General features: G+C 69.8%; 1 protein-coding gene. It reads left to right on the forward strand.

Annotated features, from left to right (window positions below):
- Nucleotides 1–72 precede the first annotated feature (72 nt).
- On the forward strand, nucleotides 73–1653 hold the full coding sequence (locus tag ACIBAF_RS49245; RefSeq protein ID WP_399473409.1) for an IS1182 family transposase: 1581 nt from the start codon (nucleotides 73–75) through the stop codon (nucleotides 1651–1653).
- Nucleotides 1654–1718 lie beyond the last annotated feature (65 nt).

Raw genomic sequence — 1718 nt, forward strand, 5'->3', positions numbered from 1 at the left:
CTAGAAGGTCGATGAAGATCTTGGGTTCTGGCCCTGCCGCATGAGCGGCAGGGCCAGACTCGTCTTGTGGCGATGGGCGAATGGGTGGGCGAGACCGTCGGGCCGGACGTGTGGGAGACATGCCGGGAGTTGATTCCGGCCGGCAGCGTGTTCGCGTTCCTGGCCGAGCATCGCGGTGAACTGTTCCCGGCGGCGATGTTCGTGGACATGTATCCGTCGGCGAACGGGCGGCCGAGCATGCCGCCGCAGATCCTGGCCGCCGCGATCACCTTGCAGGCCCTGCACGGGCTGTCGGACTTCGAGACGGTCCAGGAACTGCGGTGCGACCTGCGCTGGAAGGCCGCATGCGGTCTGGGCCTTCATGACATGGCGTTCGATCCGTCGCTGCTGGCCTACTTCCGCCGCAGGCTGGCCCGTTCTGCCCGTCCGCACCGCATTTTCGATGCGGTGCGGGAGGTGGTGAAGGCAACCGGTGTCCTCAAGGGCAAGCACCGCCGGGCGCTGGACTCCAGCGTGCTGGACGACGCGGTCGCAACCCAGGACACCGTCACCCAGATCATCGCCGCCGTCCGGGCGGTGATCCACGAGGTCCCCGGCGCCGGGGCAATCGCCGCTGCCCAGTGCAGCGCGCACGACTACACCGACCCGGGCAAGCCCCGCATCGCCTGGAACGACGAGCAGGCCCGCGCCGAGCTGGTCGACGCGCTGGTCACAGATGCCCTGCGGCTGCTGGGCCACCTGCCCGACCAGCAACTCGGGGAGAAGGCCGCGAACGCGGTCGGCATCCTGGCCCTGGTCGCAGGACAAGACGTCGAGCCCGCCGAGGACTCCGACGGCCGCGACGGACGCTGGCGCATCACCCGGGGCACCGCCCCGGACCGGATGGTCTCCACCGTCGATCCGGAAGCCCGGCACGTCCACAAGACCCGCAGCCACCAGCAGGACGGCTTCAAGGCCCACCTGGCCATTGAGCCCGAGACCGGCTTATACACCGCTGTCGCCCTGCGGCCCGGCGCCGGGCCCGAGCACCATGAGGCCGCCGTGGGTCTGGATCTGCTCGCCGACGAGGACACCGCGGTGGACGCCTTCGGTGACACCGCCTACTCCACCGGCGACGCCCGCCAAGCCCTGCACCAGGCCGGACACCGGCTGTTCCTCAAGCCCGCACCGCTGCGGCCCGCCGTCCCCGGCGGCTTCACCCTCGACGACTTCGCCATCGACACCACCGCCGCCATCGTGACCTGCCCAGCCGGACACACCGTGGCTCTGTCTGTCCCCGGCGGGCAGCACCACCAACGCAAAGCCTCCTTCGGCAACTTATGCACCGGATGCCACCTGCGCGAGCGGTGCACCAAAGCCAAGGCCGGACGCATCCTGACCATCCGACCCCACCACGACCTCCAGACAGCCGCCCGCCACCAGGCCGCCACCGACCCCGGCTGGCAGGCCGACTACCGCCGCTGGCGGCCACCGGTCGAACGCGCCGTCGCCTGGCTCGTCCACCACGGCAACCGGCGTCTGCGCTACCGCGGCACCCTCAAGAACGACACCTGGCTCCACACCCGAGCCGCCGCCCTCAACCTCCGCCGACTGATCAACCTCGGACTCACCCACACTCGTGGCACGTGGCACCTCGCCCCAGTCACCACATAACGAAGAGGGACCATCCGGCCTCCGGCCAGACAGCCCCCCACCAAGATCTTCATCGGTCTTCTAGG

Source organism: Streptomyces sp. NPDC051677 (assembly GCF_044453465.1).
GTDB lineage: Bacteria > Actinomycetota > Actinomycetes > Streptomycetales > Streptomycetaceae > Streptomyces.

Excerpts from the sequence above, each read along its gene's own strand:
- ACIBAF_RS49245 (WP_399473409.1), top strand. The coding sequence starts at position 73 with ATGGGCGAATGGGTGGGCGAGACCGTCGGGCCGGACGTGTGGGAGACA.